This is a genomic window from Pontibacter roseus DSM 17521, assembly GCF_000373265.1.
In the GTDB taxonomy this organism is placed as follows: Bacteria; Bacteroidota; Bacteroidia; order Cytophagales; family Hymenobacteraceae; genus Pontibacter; species Pontibacter roseus.
The window spans coordinates 638141-653875 of the sequence record NZ_KB890762.1; the positions used below are offsets into that span (position 1 = coordinate 638141).

The 15735-nt window shown below is 53.5% G+C and carries 14 protein-coding genes; 4 read left to right on the plus strand and 10 right to left on the minus strand.

What is annotated here, in order from left to right:
- Positions 1-60 precede the first annotated feature (60 nt).
- From B051_RS21125 to B051_RS0109355, 3 genes are read right to left on the minus strand one after another with little or no spacing between them, the layout of a single operon-like run.
- Positions 61-876, minus strand: a complete 816-nt coding sequence (locus B051_RS21125) for an aminotransferase class IV (protein ID WP_018477936.1) — start codon at positions 874-876, stop codon at positions 61-63.
- Between the two features lie 21 nt (positions 877-897).
- Complete coding sequence (gene dprA / locus B051_RS0109350; RefSeq protein ID WP_018477937.1) at positions 898-2019, minus strand: DNA-processing protein DprA; 1122 nt, start codon at positions 2017-2019, stop codon at positions 898-900.
- An 18-nt stretch (positions 2020-2037) separates the two neighbouring features.
- Entirely contained in the window at positions 2038-2385 is a 348-nt protein-coding gene (locus B051_RS0109355; RefSeq protein WP_026236298.1) for a MerR family transcriptional regulator, read from the minus strand.
- Positions 2386-2588: 203 nt separating this feature from the next.
- Here B051_RS0109355 and alaS point away from each other — a divergent pair, with 203 nt between their 5' ends.
- From alaS to B051_RS0109370, 3 genes are all read left to right on the plus strand, one after another.
- Positions 2589-5225: an alanine--tRNA ligase gene (gene alaS, locus B051_RS0109360; RefSeq protein ID WP_018477939.1), complete on the plus strand. Its 2637-nt coding sequence runs from the start codon at positions 2589-2591 to the stop codon at positions 5223-5225.
- Between the two features lie 70 nt (positions 5226-5295).
- Positions 5296-6753: an Asp-tRNA(Asn)/Glu-tRNA(Gln) amidotransferase subunit GatB gene (gene gatB, locus B051_RS0109365; protein ID WP_018477940.1), complete on the plus strand. Its 1458-nt coding sequence runs from the start codon at positions 5296-5298 to the stop codon at positions 6751-6753.
- A 125-nt stretch (positions 6754-6878) separates the two neighbouring features.
- A complete protein-coding gene (locus B051_RS0109370) occupies positions 6879-7991 on the plus strand; it encodes a TlpA disulfide reductase family protein (protein WP_018477941.1) in 1113 nt (370 codons plus the stop codon).
- A 72-nt stretch (positions 7992-8063) separates the two neighbouring features.
- On the opposite strand, the gene B051_RS0109375 is transcribed toward B051_RS0109370, so the two are convergent.
- From B051_RS0109375 to B051_RS0109385, 3 genes are all read right to left on the minus strand, one after another.
- Entirely contained in the window at positions 8064-8711 is a 648-nt protein-coding gene (locus B051_RS0109375; protein ID WP_018477942.1) for a hypothetical protein, read from the minus strand.
- 9 nt (positions 8712-8720) lie between these two features.
- Positions 8721-9260: an acyl-CoA thioesterase gene (locus tag B051_RS0109380; RefSeq protein WP_018477943.1), complete on the minus strand. Its 540-nt coding sequence runs from the start codon at positions 9258-9260 to the stop codon at positions 8721-8723.
- A gap of 123 nt (positions 9261-9383) precedes the next feature.
- Positions 9384-10046 (minus strand): protein-L-isoaspartate(D-aspartate) O-methyltransferase, encoded by a 663-nt coding sequence (locus tag B051_RS0109385; protein WP_026236300.1) that lies wholly within the window; start codon positions 10044-10046, stop codon positions 9384-9386.
- A 243-nt stretch (positions 10047-10289) separates the two neighbouring features.
- Between B051_RS0109385 and B051_RS0109390 the strand changes: the two genes are divergently transcribed.
- On the plus strand, positions 10290-10877 hold the full coding sequence (locus tag B051_RS0109390) for a riboflavin synthase (protein WP_018477945.1): 588 nt from the start codon (positions 10290-10292) through the stop codon (positions 10875-10877).
- 2 nt (positions 10878-10879) lie between these two features.
- Here B051_RS0109390 and B051_RS0109395 read toward each other — a convergent pair whose 3' ends face one another.
- From B051_RS0109395 to hemF, 4 genes are all read right to left on the minus strand, one after another.
- Positions 10880-11812: a DUF4249 family protein gene (locus B051_RS0109395; protein ID WP_157578718.1), complete on the minus strand. Its 933-nt coding sequence runs from the start codon at positions 11810-11812 to the stop codon at positions 10880-10882.
- Between the two features lie 5 nt (positions 11813-11817).
- A complete protein-coding gene (locus B051_RS0109400; protein ID WP_018477947.1) occupies positions 11818-14160 on the minus strand; it encodes a TonB-dependent receptor in 2343 nt (780 codons plus the stop codon).
- A gap of 73 nt (positions 14161-14233) precedes the next feature.
- On the minus strand, positions 14234-14821 hold the full coding sequence (locus tag B051_RS0109405) for a phosphatase PAP2 family protein (RefSeq protein WP_018477948.1): 588 nt from the start codon (positions 14819-14821) through the stop codon (positions 14234-14236).
- Between the two features lies 1 nt (position 14822).
- Positions 14823-15722 carry an oxygen-dependent coproporphyrinogen oxidase gene (gene hemF, locus B051_RS0109410; protein WP_018477949.1) on the minus strand — a complete coding sequence of 300 codons (900 nt, stop codon included), beginning with the start codon at positions 15720-15722 and terminating at the stop codon, positions 14823-14825.
- Positions 15723-15735 lie beyond the last annotated feature (13 nt).

A 15735-nucleotide genomic window follows, 5' to 3' on the forward strand; every position in this document is an offset into this window, starting at 1 on the left:
TTAAACTATCTTATGGCTTTTTCCTAACTTCTGCTCGGTATAGGCCGGACAAGATTATTTCTATAGGTATAGCGCCTTCCTGATTTGGGAGATGAGCGGGTGTTGTGTTGGCAGGGGGACAGCATCTATGGAAGCGATAGCGCGAAGGCCGGCTACATTAGAAGCAAAAACCGCTTCTGCCTCTGCCAGCTGCCCGACTGCACACTGCAACTCCCGCACCTCCATGTGCTGCTCCAGGCAGTAGCGCAGTATGTTCCGTCGGGAAACGCCATTTACGCAGCCTGTGTCCAGTGTGGGTGTGTAGAGAACGTTCTCCTTTACCCAATAAATATTGGATGAAATCAACTCAGATACATAGCCCTGTAGGCTGAGCAGCAGCATGTCGTCCTGCTGCTTCTGTTGCTTTTCTATACCTGCCAACACATAAAGAGGGGCCTGTGGACCTTTGACATGGGAGAGAGCTGAGTGAATGCTTCGCACTGATTGGCATACCCCTATATGAATCGGTTCCTCCGGAGCAGGTGCTGCCTGTTGCACCGTCGCTAACCACTCTACCTGGTTTGTCTGAGGGGTGTAAAGGCCGGAACCAGCCCGCCATACCTGAAGCTTCAGGCGCCCTAGCGAGACCTCATTCTGCTGTGTCAATTCCAGCAGTTGCTGCTCCAGAGTACCATCCCAGAAACAATCCGGCAACTCCAGGTGCAATGCCAGCTCCGCCTCCCGCATCCGTTCCTGGTGGTCTAGCCAGAACCGCAATCTACCGCCTTCCATCATAATGGTCTCAAAAAACCCATCATTGTATTGGAAGGCCCGGTTGGAAAGCGACAGTCGGACGTCCTCTTCTGGCATTGGGGTGCTGTTGTAAATCACTTGCATGGCAGGAGCTAGGAGGGTTGGTTATCGTATGAGGGCAAAGCGTTTACCAGGAATAGCCTTGACCATTCCTTTAAATTCCAACGCGAGCAGCACGGAGGCCAACTGACTCACCGGTACCTGAGCTTTCCAGCTGAGGTTGTCCATGTGCTCTTCACCAGCCTGAATGAGCACCTGCAGCACCTGCATCTCTTCCGGAGTGAAGTCTTTTGGATTGAGAACAGGTATGGCTGCGGCCCGCTTCGCCGCCAGGCTGTCCTCCACGTCCCAGTTCAGGAGTTCCACCAAATCCTGCGAGCAGGTATAGACGGCGGCTTTATTCGATTTGATGAGGTGGTTCGTGCCTTCCGACACGGGGGAGTTTATATTGCCCGGCACGGCCATCACTTCTTTGTCATAGCTGTGGGCAATATCGGCGGTGATGAGGGTGCCGCTCTTGAAAGCCGCCTCCACTACGATGGTACAATCCGACATGCCGGCGATGATGCGGTTTCGGGCTGGAAAGCGGGGTGCGTCGGGTTTGGTGCCGAATGTATTCTCCGTCAGCACGCCGCCCTGCTCCAGCATTTTCTCCGCATACTTCTTATGTACACCCGGGTAGATGATGTCTGGCCCAGAGGCCATTACGCCAATCGTCGGCAGGCCAGCTTGAAGAGCTGCCCGGTGCGCCAGGATGTCAATACCGTACGCGAGGCCGCTCACAATCATCACGTTGAGGGGCTTTAAATCTTCGACAATCCGTTCCGTCACAGACATTCCATAAGAAGAAGGTTTGCGTGTCCCCACCATGCTGATGATGCGGCGGTGGTTCAAATCGGCATTGCCGCGGTAATAGAGCAGCGGGGGAGCGTCCGGCAATTGCTTGAGCCGGTTCGGGTATTTTGGAGAGGTATAGAACAGCAACTGCACCTCTTTCGCCTCCGCCTGCTTGAGCACCTGGTCGGCCTCTAGCAGCGCCTGCCGGGCATTGTCGCGGATGCTGTTGGCCACCCGTTCGCCTATACCTGGAATCTTGACCAGCTTGGCGGCAGGGGTAACAAAAATGGCCTTGGCTGAGCCACAATAACTCACCAGCACCTTTGTCAGCTGTGGGCCGACATAAGGCAGAAAGGAAAGGGCTACTTCGAACTGAGCTTCTTCAGACATGCACCAAGGTACGCAGGCTTAGCTTTTGGTGTTCAGCTGTTCCTTTATCCCGACCAGGAAAGAGCGCACTTTCTCCAGTGAGTTGATGATTTCGATTTTGTCTTTCGTCTGTACCGATTTGTTCTTGAGCACCTCCCTGGCGCCCTGAATGGTGAAGCCGCGCTCCTTTACCAGGTGGTAGACTGAACGTAAATCCTCGATGTCCTTGGGAGTGTACTGGCGGTTGCCTTTCTTGCTTTTCTTTGGCTTTAGTTGCTCAAACTCTGTTTCCCAAAAGCGGATGAGGGAGGGGGCAACGTCAAAAATGGCAGCTACTTCACCTATCGTGTAGTACTGTTTCTCGATTTCTTTTTCTTTATAAGGCATAATGTCGGTTTCAGGGGATGGCAGCCACAGCACGAATTTTCAGGTATAGCGCAAGAAATACGGCTAAAATATGCTACTTTTGCCTTATTGCAGGCCCATGAAGCATAACCTGTAGAGGCTGTTTCTGTAAGGCAAAAATTCTATATTTTTTGTTATTAAACAACAAGTATAGCAGATAGTATCTAAAGGCTTAATACTCATAGATGAACTCAGCTGAGATTAGACAAAAGTTTCTTGACTTCTTCGCGCAACGGCAGCACCAGATTGTGCCGTCGGCCCCCCTTGTGGTAAAAGATGACCCCACCCTGATGTTTATCAACTCAGGTATGGCGCCCTTCAAAGATTATTTCCTTGGCAACAAACCGGCTCCGTCCAAGCGTATCGCCGACACGCAGAAGTGTCTGCGCGTTTCGGGAAAGCACAACGACTTGGAGGAAGTAGGCTACGACACCTACCACCACACCATGTTCGAGATGTTGGGCAACTGGTCATTCGGTGATTACTTCAAGAAAGAAGCTTTGGCCTGGTCATGGGAGTTGTTGACGGAGGTATACCAACTGCCGAAAGACAGGCTGTATGTATCAGTTTTTCAGGGAGATAATTCTGAGAATCTGCCGATGGACCAGGAAGCGTTTGACATCTGGAAGTCTATGATTGCGGAAGAACGCATTTTGATGGGCAACAAGAAGGACAACTTCTGGGAAATGGGCGATACGGGCCCGTGTGGTCCGTGCTCGGAGATACACGTGGACTTGCGTACCGACGAAGAGCGTGCGCAGGTAGACGGCAAGACACTCGTGAACGCTGACCATCCGCAGGTAGTGGAAATCTGGAACAACGTATTCATGGAGTTCAACCGCTTGGCCGATGGCTCGCTGGTAAAACTGCCTGCGCAGCACGTGGATACAGGTATGGGCTTCGAGCGTTTGTGCATGGCCATCCAGGGTAAGCGCTCCAACTACGACACGGATGTATTTCAGCCGCTGATTCAGTTCATCGCCAAAGAAGCCGGTGTGGTTTATGGCGAGAACGAGCAAGTAGACATTGCCATTCGTGTAATGGCTGACCACATCCGTGCTATTGCCTTTGCGATTTCTGACGGACAGCTGCCGTCAAACAACAAAGCGGGCTATGTGATTCGTCGTATCCTGCGCCGTGCCGTCAGGTATAGCTTCACCTTCCTGGACTTCAAAAAGCCTTTCCTCTACAAACTGGCAGCCGTGCTCGCCGACCAGATGGAAACCGTATTCCCGGAACTGAAGGCACAGCTAAGCTTTGTGCAACGCGTGATTGAGGAAGAGGAAAATGCATTCCTGCGTACGCTGGAGAACGGACTAAAGCGTCTTGATGCTCTGGAAGTTAAATTCAAAGAAAATAACAACATCATCGACGGCAAAACCGCCTTCGAACTATACGATACCTTCGGTTTCCCACTCGACCTGACTGCCCTGATAGCCCGTGAAAAAGGCCTGAAAGTGGACGAGACTGGTTTCGGGGTGGAGATGGAGCAGCAGAAGAACCGCTCACGCAACGCTTCGGCTTCAGAGCAAAGTGACTGGGTCATCATTCAGCCAGATGTGGAGACGGAGTTCTTAGGTTATGAGCATGACGTGGCCGATTCGCACATTGTGCGTTACCGTCAGGTTAAGACCAAAAACAAGAGCGAGTACCACCTGGTGCTGGACCGTACGCCGTTCTATGCCGAGAGCGGCGGACAGGTAGGCGATACCGGTTACTTGATTTCTGATTCCGAGCAAATCGAGGTGCTGGACACCAAAAAGGAGAACGACCTGATTCTGCACATCACATCAAAAATGCCTCAGAATATAGAGGCTGCATTTAGAAGTGAAGTGGATTTCGAGCGCCGCAACCTGATTCGTAAGAACCACTCGGCTACACACTTACTACACGCCGCTTTACGTAAAGTTTTAGGTGAGCACGTGCAGCAGAAAGGCTCTTTGGTGAACGAGAAAGTGCTCCGTTTTGACTTCTCTCACTTCGCTAAAGTAACCGACGAGCAGCTGCGCGAAGTAGAGACCATTGTGAACCAGCGTGTGCGTCAGGCTATACCTTTGGAGGAGCAGCGCAATGTGCCGATTGCCCAGGCAAAAGAAATGGGCGCGATGGCGCTATTCGGTGAGAAATATGGCGAGTTTGTTCGTGTTATTGCTTTCGACCGCGACCATTCGGTAGAGCTTTGCGGTGGTACGCACGTGTTTAACACCGGCGAGATTGGCTACTTCAAGATTCTGTCTGAAAGTTCTGTAGCAGCAGGTGTGCGTCGAATCGAGGCTACCACGGCGAGCTCGGCAGAAGAATACATGCAGCAGCAGTTGAACGAGCTGAACGCCGTGCGCGACGTGCTGGGTACACATAGCAACATTTCAGGTGCCGTACAAAAACTGCAGGAAGACAACAAAGCCCTGCAAAAGCAACTAGAGCAATTCGAACTGAAGCAGTTGACTAGCCTGAAGGAAAGCCTGGTGCAGAAAGCGCAGTCGATTGACGGGGTTAACTTCGTGGCAGAAAAGGTGGATGTGTCCACTGCGGATTATTTGAAGAAACTGGCATTCGATATGCGTCAGGCAGTCGAAAACCTGGTGCTGGTGCTGGCCGCAGAAATTGATGGCAAGCCACAAATTGCGGTGATGCTATCAGACAACCTGGTAACTGAACGCAAATTGAACGCCAGTCAAATGGTGCGCGAACTAGCTAAAGAAATCAAAGGCGGAGGCGGCGGACAGCCCTTTTATGCCACGGCAGGCGGTAAAGAAACAGCCGGACTACATGCTATACCTGCCAAAGCCCAGGAACTTGTAACGACATTGATGAATGCTTAAACGATAGCAGCGCTATACCTGTAGACAGGAAACTTACGAAACAGGTATAGCGCACCTTCAAAATCAGATAATGAACAAAGAGATAAGAGACAAATACCAGGCGATTATCGGCCTGGAAGTGCACGCGCAGCTGCTGACGGAGAGTAAGGCCTACTCGTCTGACTCAACTGAATACGGCGTGATGCCCAACACCAACCTGAGCGTGATAACATTGGGCCACCCGGGCACCTTGCCGCGCATCAACAAGCGGGTAGTAGAGATGGCCGTGAAGATGGGCCTGGCCACCAACTGCGACATCAGGCGCTATAACCTCTACGCACGCAAAAACTATTTTTACCCCGACCTTCCGAAAGGTTACCAAATCACGCAGGACAAGACACCTGTTTGTACGGCTGGCTACCTGGACGTGAAAGACGCGGCCGGCAACGACAAACGCATCGGTATCACGCGCATTCACATGGAGGAGGATGCCGGCAAATCCATGCACTTGCCCGGTGAGACGGAAACGCTTATTGACCTGAACCGTGCCGGTGTGCCGCTGATTGAGATTGTTTCTGAGCCGGATATACGCGATTCAGAGGAAGCCTATAATTACCTGACCGAAATCCGCCGCTTGGTGCGTTACCTCGAGATTTGCGACGGCAACATGGAAGAAGGCTCGCTGCGATGTGACGCCAACATTTCGGTGATGCTGAAGGACTCGCCGCTTTGGGGTACCAAGGTCGAAGTGAAGAACATGAACTCCTTCCGCAACGTGCAGCGCGCCATTGAGCATGAAATCGAGCGTCAGATTATGGTACTGGAGAACGGGGGCCAGGTAGACTCTGAGACACGTAACTTCGACGCTAACACGGGAACGACCACAGCGATGCGTTCCAAAGAGACGCTGAACGACTACCGTTACTTCCCGGAGCCGGACCTGCCGCCATTGGTCATCGAACAAGAGTGGCTGGAGCGCATCAAGGCCACCATGCCGAGCCTGCCGCAGGAACTGTACAAACGCTTCACCGAGCAGTTCGGCTTATCAGAATACGATGCAGGCGTTCTGACCGACTCCAAGGAGATTGCCTTATACTTTGAGGAACTCTGCAAGTATACCAGCAATTACAAAGGCGCATCCAACTGGGTGATGGGTCCGGTGAAATCTTACTTGAACGAGCTTCAGCTGCACATCAAGGATTTCCCGCTGCAGCCACACAGCATTGCGGAAATTATCGCACTCGTGGACGAGAACAAGGTGAGCCATTCGGTGGCCGCCAAGAAGATTTTCCCCTACATGCTCGAGAACCCCGGACTGGCGGCGCACCAGGTGGCCGAAGAGCAGAATCTGTTGCAAGAGTCGGATTCTGACTCACTGCAAGGTATAGTGGCCGAGGTATTGGCTGCCAATCCGCAGAAGGTAGAAGAATACAAAGCTGGGAAGCAATCTCTCATCGGTATGTTCATGGGTGAGATAATGAAAAAGACAAAAGGCAAGGCAGACCCGAAAGTGGCAAACAAGTTGCTTCAAGAGAGCCTGAATGCTTAAATTATAAGACAAAGCTCTGAATCAATTATATTTTCATTCAGGAATAGATAGTATAAAGCCTAAACCTTGAATTATAAAGTCGATTGTAAAACAGCCCTTTGTCAAGTCATCAAATCTGAAGTGATATGAACCTAAGAAAATTTGCTATACTGCCGTTGGCCATTGCACTGTTGGGCAGTTGCCAGGGGAATAAGTCAGCTTCTAATGGCGGAAGCGCCTACACCATCCAAGGGAAACTGCAGAATGCCTCAGCCGGACAGATATACCTGTATGAATTGGGGGAACAGCAGTTTGTAGCCCGCGACACAGCCGTCATCAGCCAGGACGGTACCTTCACCTTTGAAGGAGAGGTGAAGGAGCCCACTTTCTACCGGGTGGGACTTGACCAACAGAATGGTTTGATGCTGGTGCTCGACAACAGCACCATCAAAGTGGAGGCGGATGCCAGCGATTTGAACGGGACAGCCAAAATTGAAGGGTCTCAGGATTCTGAGCTGTTCCAGCAGCTAAACAAGATGGTGACGGAGTCGCGGCAAAAAGAGGCGGAACTGAGCCAGCAATTCAACCAGGCCATGTCAGAGGGCAAGACCGAGGAAGCAGAAGGGTATAGGCAACAATACCTGGCGATGCAGAAGGAGCTGAAGAACTTTCTGGCGCAGCATCCTAGTTCCATCGTATCGACATTCGGCACGCTCAACCTCATCAACCCGACGACCGACTTCAGCTTTGCTGACAGCATGGCTACCCTGTATTCCGAGAAATTGCCCGATTCCAGGTATACCGCTTTGTTGAACAAGCGATTGGAGAGCCTGCGCAGTACGGCAGTCGGCTCAGTGGCACCGGATTTCTCATTGGCCACACCAGAAGGCGGCAGTATAGCACTGTCATCGCTGCGTGGCAAGTATGTGCTCATCGACTTCTGGGCAAGCTGGTGCGGTCCGTGCCGCAAAGAGAACCCGAACGTGGTAAAAATGTACAACCGGTATAAGGACAAAGGCTTCGAGATATTTGGCGTGTCGCTGGACCAGTCACGCGAGAAATGGCTGAAAGCGATTGCGGATGACAAGCTGACCTGGCCCCAGGTATCAGACCTAAAAGGATGGGAAAGCCAGGCGGCGCAGCTGTATCAGGTAGATGCCATCCCGCAGACCATCCTACTTGACAAGGAGGGCAAGATTATCGCCAAAGGCCTGAGAGGCGAGGAACTGGAGAACAAACTGGCCTCCCTGCTACCGTAGATTAATGAACAGCTATAAACAAGAAGGCCCCTCTAAATTAGAGGGGCCTTCTTGTTTATAGCTGTTTCGCTTTTATTTTTTGAAAACCCGCTGTAGTGCGTTCCAAAGAAGTTTCTTTTGCTCCTGGTCGCCATCCAGCACGGCCAGTGACTGGGAGAACACGACGGGAACATCGTCCAGGAGCACCGGGTTGTACAGCGTGAACTTCTCGTGCGGCAAGTCAGTATCGAGTCGGCTGGCAAAGCTGATGATGTGTCTGGTCAGAGTGGCTTCGGAGAGTGCCTCGAATCGGGTTATTGTTCCCGAGACGTTGTTCACGAAGGCTACATCGGCGGGACCAAAACCGATGGCGGCCAGTATTCGCTGCAGGAACTCTGACTGGGGCAAGGTCTGGAATTCATTGGCTGGAAGTGTCACCAACACGACAAGTCCTTTCCGGTTCTCACCAATCACCTCAAAACTCTTCGGCACCTCAACCGACTCCACTTTTGGAAGCTTCGGTATAGCGGGAACCGGAGCAGCGGGTGGCGTGACGGGAGGTTTAACAGGCGCTTCGGCTATAGGAAGCGCAGGAGCAGACTCAGCGACAGGGGCGAGCACAGATTGCTCCGCTACCGGCAGGGCAGGAGCGGGCATTTCCTCCTGCACCAGGTATAGTGTCTCGGTGAGGAAGTTCTTGTAAAAGGCTGCGTTCGGATGTTCTGTCGAGAGTGGTGCCATGTAGCTTTGTTATGGATTCTGTTGCTGCTCTTCCTTCAAATCGAAAATGGACTTCAGCTCATTGGCTTCGCTTGGCTTCATGCGGCCGGCAAGCACCAGACGCAACTGGCGGCGGCGCAGGGCACCTTCATACAGCTTCATTTCCTCTTCCGTCTCCGGCACGGCCTCTGGTACGTCAATCGCTTTACCGGATTGGTCTACCGCTACAAACGTGAAGAAGGCTTGGTTAGACTTCACTTTCTTGCCACTCGGAATGTCCTCGGCATACACCACGATGTGTACCTCCATGGAGGAACTGAAGGCGCGCGTCACTTTGGCCTCGAGCGTCACGACATTGCCCAGTTTTATGCTTTCAGCAAACGAAACGTTGTCTACCGATGCCGTCACCACGATGCGGTTGGAGTGCTTTTGCGCGGCAATGGCCGACACGATATCCATCCAATGCATCATTTTTCCCCCCATCAGGTTGTGCAGGGTATTGGTGTCGTTGGGTAACACCAGTTCGGTCATGATAACGTATGATTCGCTTACTTTTTTCTGTTTACGCATTCGGTATAGGCTTTTTTAGTGGTACAAATATAGTCCTCAAAGGGCAATGCGTAAAATATACTTTCGCGTCAGGTGCAAATTCATCTGACCTTGGATGCAGGTATAGGGGGATAATGGAGTTTGCTAAAAACGCTCCGCCTCCCAGCCCGACTTGCCTAGGAGCGGCACGAACTTAAAGTCAGAGAACTCCTCCTTGGTGAACTCGTTTTCGCCGGTTCGGGTGATGCGCAGCATCTTCTGGCTTGATTCGCCTCCTACCGGAATCACCAGGACACCCCCTGTGTTGAGCTGCTTCACTAGAGCGGTGGGCACGCCTGGCGCTCCTGCCGTCACGATGATTTTGTCGTAGGGCGCATGGGCCGGCAGGCCCAGGGAGCCGTCTCCATGGAAGGTATGGGGGAATAGGCCATAGGTCCTGAAGAACTTAACCGCCTTTTCGTAAAGCGTCTTTTTGTATTCGATGGTATAGACGTGGGGAGTGATTTGTAAGAGCACGCAACACTGGTAGCCGGAGCCGGTCCCGATTTCCAGCACCTTGTCGGTAGGCTTGAGTTTCAGCAGTTCCGTCTGGAAAGCGACCGTGTAGGGTTGGGATATGGTCTGTCCTTCGCCAATCGGAAACGCTTTATCCTGATAGGCCTGCTCCAGGAACGCCTTCTCGAAGAAAAAGTGACGCGGCACGGTTTCGATAGCCGCCAGCACCCGCTCGTCCCGGATGCCTTTTTGCCTGAGCTGGCTGACCAACGCGCGACGCATACCTTTGTGCTTGTACAAATCTGTTTGCATTTCCGTTTGTTTCAGTACGTTAACAAAATAAGGGTGAACCGGCCCCTTGGCTGACTCCTCGTGCACCACCTTCCGCCGTAGAGGAAATATGGTAATTGAATCATGCGAAAATAAGCAACCCGGGCCATAATTACCTCATCTGGTTTGCTTTTATAACGTGTGCATGTGACATAAAGGCGGGGCCGTCAGCGGTTTTAAACCAAATCATGGCTAATTTTGCAGCTCCAATAACCAGAAAAAACGATGTTCACAGGTATAATAGAGGCCATGGGCCAGGTACAGTCCATTAAGGCAGAGGGAACGAACAAACACTTCACCGTTTCGGCGCCTTTCACGCAGGAACTGCAAGTAGACCAAAGTGTGGCGCATAACGGCATCTGCCTGACGGTGGTGGACATTGCCGGCGAAACCTATACCGTGACTGCCATTGACGAGACGCTCCAAAAAACAAACCTCAACGCACTACAGGTAGGAGACAAAGTCAACCTGGAGCGCTGCATGAGCGCCAATGGCCGCTTCGACGGCCATATCGTGCAGGGCCATGTGGACCAGGTGGCTGTTTGCGAGTCGGTGACAGATGAGAACGGAAGTTGGGTATTCACTTTCCGCTACGACCCTTCCTTAGGTAATGTGACTGTGGAGAAAGGCTCCATCACCGTCAATGGCATCAGCCTGACGGTGGTCAACTCCCAAGAGGACCGTTTTTCAGTGGCCATCATCCCCTATACCTACGAGCATACCAACCTGCACCAGGTAAAGCCCGGCTCCACCGTCAACTTGGAATTCGACATCATCGGCAAGTACGTAGCGCGACTCCTCAGCAAAAACTAGCCTTACTCTATGATAATCTGGTGGTAGGTGACGCCATAGCCACCCCATACACCCATACCGCCCTGTATGTTGGAACGGGTGGTGTTGGGAGAGCCAATGGGGCTGCCGTTGTTGTTCCGTTCATTCTCCAGGGTATACCAGAAGCGGTAGTGGTCGAGGTCGAGGGCCGCCCAGCGCACCACCACCGTATCCCCTTTACCGAAGTAGCTGTAGGTGTCCAGGTCTGGGTCCTGTCCGCGAGGTTCGCCACGGTCGAGTGGGTACGAAAGCGCCTGCACACCATTAATGAGTTCATCATTGAAAACGGAGGCGAAATAACCGGGGTAGAAGGGCTCGCTGTTGCGTTTGGTGAAGTAGCGCACGCTGTTACCCAGTGTGTCGGGGTCGCGGTAGCGGTAGAAGAGGGTGAACAGGCTGTCCTGGTCTGGGTCGGGGTGCGGCTGCAGGAAGAGCGCATCCAGCGGGTTCAGCTGCGGAATGGTGGTAGAGGCAGACAGCACCCGCCCTTCGTGGCTGATGCGCAGCTGGTAACTCTTACCCACCTCGCCTAACAACTCCCTAGATGTATAGACATAGAAGATAAAGCCACTGCCGTTGGTGAGTTGGTCCTCCGGTATGCCATACTGCTCCGACACCACGCGGCGGAGTTCCGACCAGAAGGCTGCGGCAGGGATTTCCTCTAAGGTATAGCTGCGGCCTCCGCTCGACACCACCACCTGCGCCCCATGCACAAAACCTGCTTCGGTATCGGCAGGCGAAAAGCCTTCGAACACGGGCAGGCTGCGCGTGAGCACCACCACCGGCGGTGCCCCTTGCTCTATGTGCCCCTCCACCACCAGTTGCTCCTGTCCTTCAGGTATATCCAGCGTTAGGTTCTCTTCGCAGGAAGCGAGAGAAAAGAGCAGGAGCAACAACAGAATATTTATCAAACGCATAAGCATCACCATTTGAAATTGAACGTGACAGACGGCAGTGGGAAAGGTATAAGCGAGACTTTTTTGGCCTGTACCGAGGTATCTGTGCTGTAAGGCGGTCCTTCGCTGTCGATGTAGTACAGGAAGGGGTTGCGACGGCCGTAGACGTTGTAAATAGCGAAGGTCCAGCTCGACTGTAGCCTGCCATAGGATTTTCCATCTAAAGTGGCCGACAAATCGAGCCGGTGGAAAGGCTGCATACGGAAACTGTTGCGGTCGCCATACTGGTAATTCACCGTTCCTTCAATGAGGTAGCGCCGCTCGGGCATGGTGGTGGCTTGTCCGGTGCCGTACACAAAACTCCCGCCAAAGGTCCAGCGCGGGTTCAGCTTAAAAGTGCCCACCAGCGAGACGTCGTGCCGCCGGTCAAAGCGGGCGGGGAAGGCGCGGCTCTGGTTAATGCCAGCGAAGGTGCGGTCGGTCCAGGATAAGGTATAGCCGAACCACCCTTGCAAATCGCCGTAGTTTTTGCGCAGGAAAAGTTCCACCCCATAGGACTCGCCGCTGCCCTGCACAAATTCATACTCTAGGTCTCGGTTAGAGGGGCCTGCCACAAATCCCTCGCGGTACTCCAGCTGATTTTCCATGGTCTTGTAGTAAAGCTCCACCGAGCCTTCGTACATGTTCTGGCGGAAGCTTTGGAAATATCCGGCTGCATATTGGGTGGCCCGCTGCGGCTCCACGATGGCCGAGCTCGGCACCCACACATCCAATGGCAAAGTAGTATAGGCATTGGAGACCAGGTGCAGGTACTGCGCCGAACGGGTATAGCTGGCTTTCACAGAGGAGGAGGCACTCAAGGTATAGCGCACCGATACACGAGGCTCGAAGGCCATAAAGTCCTTCACGCGCTCACCCGCCGCATACACCACCGAGTCTGTGGCCCGTTGATTATCATCGAATTCATAAAAAGTGAACGGCCCCATCTGCACGAAATAACTGCCCCGCAGCCCCAGGCTCAGCAGGAGCCGGTCGGTTACGTTCCAGTCATCAGACAGGTATAGCGCAGCCTGGTGCGCCGATTTGGAGAGGATGCGGTCCGTCGAGAACACATCGCCCTCGGCCGTTTCGGCGCTGCCGGTGCGCGGGCGCAGGGTATGGTGGGTATAGTGCAGTCCGTATTCCAGCTGATGCCGCACCGAAGGGGTATAGACGAAATCTGCTCTCAGGCTATAGTCCCGCACGCCCGTCTCCACGGTGGTGGTGATGTCGCCGAAGTCCCAATCAAAGTTGAAGGCGTAGTCGCTCAGGATGCCAGAGACATCTACCTGATGCCCATCAGAGAAGCGGTGGTTCCAGCGGGCCGTGGCGGCGGCGTTGCCCCATTGGAAATCCGCCACAAACTTGCCAGAGGAGAGCTTGAGCGAACCAACATCCTTGCCGTAGTAGCCGCTCAGGTATAGCCGGTCCTTGGGCGACAAGGTATAGGAGAGCTTGCCGTTGAAGTCATAGAAATAATACGGTACGCCACCTTGCTCCGTGTTGCGCAACAAAGGACTGAACAAAACATCCACATAAGTGCGGCGGGCGGAGAAAATGAAAGCGGCCTTGTCCTTCACCAAAGGCCCCTGCACGCTCAGGCGGGAGGCTATGAGGCCGATTCCGCCTTCGGCCTGCAGGCTGTCTGGGCTGCCTTCGCGCATCTCCACGTCCAGCACTGAAGAAAGCCTACCGCCATACCTGGCCGGCATGTTGCCTTTGATAAGCGTAGCATTGCTAATGGCGTCGCTGTTGAAGACGGAGAAGAAGTTGAATAAATGCCCAGGATTGTATACCACTGCCTGGTCGAGCTGCACGAGGTTCTGGTCCGCCCCGCCGCCGCGTACGTAAAAACCCGTGTTTCCTTCACCACCCGACTGCACACCCGGCAGCAGCTGCACGGTTTTCATGATATCCGTCTCCCCAAACAGCACAGGCAGTGTTTTGACAGACTCCATCGGGATATCCAATTCCCCCATGACGGCTGTCTGGGTGATGGGCTTGAGCCGCGTGCCGATTACCTCCACTTCGTTGGTACTATAACTGACCGGCTTCAGCCGCAGGTCCTGTGTCTCGTTCCGGAAAAGCAATAAGGTGAGTTCTTGCTCCTCATAGCCAATGTACCGCACCAACAAGGTATAGCTTCCCGGCGGAGCGACCATACTGTAGCGCCCATCGGGTTCTGAAACGGATCCTACCGAAGGCCGCTCTTTCAGGCTGACAGAGGCTCCGGCCAAGGGCTCACCTGTGCCTGCATCCAGCACCCGGCCGCGCAACACAAAGCCATCCTGTGCCCAGACCGACGGCGCAGACAGCAGGATAAAGGCCAAAAGAAGGTATAAGAAGTGTCGTAGTCGCAAAACCGGGAATCAACTGTTCTAACAATACGTCAGAAACAGCGGACTATGACGAAGGTTTGAGCTGAAAGCGGGTATATTTTCGGAGCCAGAACCGGTAGCCCACCACTGCCAGCATAGCCGTGCCGGTGCCCACCAAGGCGCCTCCTATAATGTCGCCCGGAAAATGCACCCCCAGGTAGATGCGGCTGTACGAGACCAACGCTGCCCAGACCACCAGCAGGATTTTAAACACCAGGTAGCGGTCAGAAAGAATCAGGTTGAAGAACACCGCCAGCGCGAAGCCTGTGGAGGCATGGGACGAGAGAAAACCAAATTTGCCTCCGCAGCCCTGCACGATATTCACCAGCGCCGAGAGCTCCGGATCGTGGCAAGGACGCAATCGGGCAAAGTATGGCTTGAAAATGCCGGAAGCCACATAATCCGCCAGACCTATGCCGACAACCGCCATCAGGAGCATGGGAATGCTCTGCAACCGGTAGCGGTACACGATGTAGCCTACCAAAAGAAGGTAAAAGGGAATCCAGAAATATTTGTTCGAGACCGTGACCATGACGGTGTCCCAGAAGGGACTGTGCTGGTCGTTCAGGTATAGGAACAGCTCCTGGTCCAGCTTCTCCAATCGTTCCAGCATATCAGGCAATGTTTATCCAGTCAATTTCCTTTTTGAGGTAGCCCAGCGTCCTTTCCTCTGGTCCGCCCGGCTCTGGCTTGTGGTTGTACACCCAGGAGGCATGCTGGGGAAGGCTCATCAGGATGGATTCGATGCGCCCGTTGGTGGCCAGCCCGAACTTGGTGCCACGGTCATAGACCAGATTGAACTCCACATAGCGGCCACGCCGGATGAGCTGCCACTGCTTCTCGCGCTCACCGTAAGGTAAATCACGGTTCTGGTTGATGATGGAGGTATAGAAAGGGGCGAAGGCGTAGGCCACATCGCGCACAAAAGCAAAGCGCTCTTCCATGCTGATTTGGTCGGTCGCCATCAGGCGGTCAAAGAAAATGCCGCCCACGCCACGGGTCTCCTTGCGGTGCTCGTTGTAAAAGTAGTCATCGGCCCATTTCTTGAACTCGGGGTAATAGGAGGGGTGGTGTTTGTCGCATACCGCCTTCATAGCCTGGTGGAACTCCCGCGCCTGCTGCACATCCACATAAATAGGAGTGAGGTCTATGCCGCCGCCAAACCAGGCCTTGCCATCGCCGGCTTCAAAATAGCGCACGTTCATGTGCGTAATGGGCACCATGGGACTGTGCGGGTGCATCACCACCGACACGCCCGTGGCGAAGTACTTGGGGTCAGGCATCTGGAGCATCTGCAGGAACTGGGGCGACAACTCGCCCTGCACCGCTGAGAAGTTGACACCGCCTTTCTCGAGCACGTTGCCGTTTTCGATGATGCGCGAAATGCCGCCACCGCCCTGTTCGTGCTGCCACTCATCCTTTTGGAAAGTGGTGCCGCCGTCGCAGTTTTCCAGGTCACGCACCAGGTCCAGCTGGAACTGGCGCATAAAGGCTTCAACTTCTTCTCTGAACATTTTACAGTCGTTA

What these genes read in the sequence shown, in the direction of transcription:
- B051_RS21125 (WP_018477936.1), bottom strand. Translation starts at nt 876, where the DNA reads ATGCAAGTGATTTACAACAGCACCCCAATGCCAGAAGAGGACGTCCGA.
- dprA (WP_018477937.1), bottom strand. Translation starts at nt 2,019, where the DNA reads ATGTCTGAAGAAGCTCAGTTCGAAGTAGCCCTTTCCTTTCTGCCTTAT.
- B051_RS0109355 (WP_026236298.1), bottom strand. Translation starts at nt 2,385, where the DNA reads ATGCCTTATAAAGAAAAAGAAATCGAGAAACAGTACTACACGATAGGT.
- alaS (WP_018477939.1), top strand. Translation starts at nt 2,589, where the DNA reads ATGAACTCAGCTGAGATTAGACAAAAGTTTCTTGACTTCTTCGCGCAA.
- gatB (WP_018477940.1), top strand. Translation starts at nt 5,296, where the DNA reads ATGAACAAAGAGATAAGAGACAAATACCAGGCGATTATCGGCCTGGAA.
- B051_RS0109370 (WP_018477941.1), top strand. Translation starts at nt 6,879, where the DNA reads ATGAACCTAAGAAAATTTGCTATACTGCCGTTGGCCATTGCACTGTTG.
- B051_RS0109375 (WP_018477942.1), bottom strand. Translation starts at nt 8,711, where the DNA reads ATGGCACCACTCTCGACAGAACATCCGAACGCAGCCTTTTACAAGAAC.
- B051_RS0109380 (WP_018477943.1), bottom strand. Translation starts at nt 9,260, where the DNA reads ATGCGTAAACAGAAAAAAGTAAGCGAATCATACGTTATCATGACCGAA.
- B051_RS0109385 (WP_026236300.1), bottom strand. Translation starts at nt 10,046, where the DNA reads ATGCAAACAGATTTGTACAAGCACAAAGGTATGCGTCGCGCGTTGGTC.
- B051_RS0109390 (WP_018477945.1), top strand. Translation starts at nt 10,290, where the DNA reads ATGTTCACAGGTATAATAGAGGCCATGGGCCAGGTACAGTCCATTAAG.
- B051_RS0109395 (WP_157578718.1), bottom strand. Translation starts at nt 11,812, where the DNA reads ATGCGTTTGATAAATATTCTGTTGTTGCTCCTGCTCTTTTCTCTCGCT.
- B051_RS0109405 (WP_018477948.1), bottom strand. Translation starts at nt 14,821, where the DNA reads ATGCTGGAACGATTGGAGAAGCTGGACCAGGAGCTGTTCCTATACCTG.
- hemF (WP_018477949.1), bottom strand. Translation starts at nt 15,722, where the DNA reads ATGTTCAGAGAAGAAGTTGAAGCCTTTATGCGCCAGTTCCAGCTGGAC.